Source organism: Amycolatopsis sp. cmx-11-51 (assembly GCF_047608665.1).
Classification (GTDB): domain Bacteria; phylum Actinomycetota; class Actinomycetes; order Mycobacteriales; family Pseudonocardiaceae; genus Amycolatopsis.
This window is the reverse complement of sequence record NZ_JADNQO010000044.1, coordinates 1-1,229: the sequence shown is the minus strand read 5'-3', so window position 1 is coordinate 1,229 and position 1,229 is coordinate 1. Positions and strand designations below refer to the sequence as shown.

General features: G+C 61.6%; 1 protein-coding gene and 1 pseudogene. Both read right to left on the bottom strand.

Features of this window, described 5'->3' with window-relative positions; genetic code table 11:
- A partial coding sequence (locus tag ACM6LU_RS39145) for a transposase (RefSeq protein WP_414942916.1) occupies positions 1-889 on the bottom strand: 889 nt, incomplete at its 3' end.
- A 38-nt stretch (positions 890-927) separates the two neighbouring features.
- A pseudogene (locus ACM6LU_RS39140) lies at positions 928-1,229 on the bottom strand (IS3 family transposase); the annotation flags it as partial.

Here is a 1,229-nt window from a genome sequence, read left to right as displayed (position 1 = left end):
GGCGCGCGAAGCGCTCAGGATGCTCCGCGTAGGCCTGGTTGAGCGTGATCTGCCGCTGGGCCCGGATCTGCTCGGCGGTGCCGAAGTGCACCGACGCGGGGGTGTGCATCCCGATCCCCGAATGCCGGTGCTCATGGTTGTAAGCCATGAAAAAGCTGTCACAGAACGCGCGTGCGTCTTCCAGAGATCCGAATCGTTCAGGGAAGTCAGGCATATACTTCAAGGTTTTGAACTGAGCCTCCGAATACGGGTTATCATTCGAGGTGCGGGGCCGGGAATGAGACCGGATGACACCGAGATCGACGAGAAGTTCCGACACTGGTTTCGATACCATCGCGCCACCACGATCAGCGTGGACGGTGTGCGGCTGACTGCCATTACGGTTCATGGCGTCGTCGAGGAAATCCTTCGCCACGACCGCGTCCTCCGTGGCGGCGACAAGCCAACCGGTGACATAGCGAGAGTAGATGTCGAGGACGACATAGCATTTGTACCAAATCCCTTTCGAAGGTCCTTTCAGCGCGGTGATATCCCATGACCACACCTCACTCGGTCCACGGGCGACCAACTCAGGCCGAACCCGGGCGGGATGGGTGGCGAGACGGCGGCGTTCCCGGACCTGACCTGCCGTGCGAGCGATCCGGTACATCGTGGACACCGAACACCAGTACCTGCCCTCGTCGAGTTCTCTGGCCCAGACCTGTGAAATCGCGAGGTCCCGGTAGGCTGGGCTGGTCGGCAACGCCAGCACCAGATCCCGTTCGGAGGTGTCGAGGGCCTGCGGCGGCGGCGTGCGGGGCAGCCACGGACCGTGCATCGGACCTTTCGGGTTGACGTGCCGATAGTGCGTCGCCCGCGATATCCCGGTCAGCACACACGATCTCGTCACGGAAACGTCCGCCGCGCGTAATTCGGTGAACGTGGCCGTCAAGATGTCTTCGGCGGCTCGTCGTTGCCCGTGCTCTCGGACAGTTCTTCCAAGAGCGCGTGTGCTTTTCCCATGATGTCGAGCGCCATCCGGGTTTTCGTCAAGTCGGAGGTCAGTTTCTGGTTCTGTCGGCGGAGTTTCTCCAGCTCTATCTGCTCGGCCGACTTCTTCACGCGTTTCGCCGGCACCTCCGACTCGGTCAGTTCACCGTCCAAACGTCCCGCGTCACGCGCTCGTGTCCATTCGATGATGTGAGACGAGTAGAGACCTTCCCTGCGCAGGATCGCGCCTTTCTCCCCAT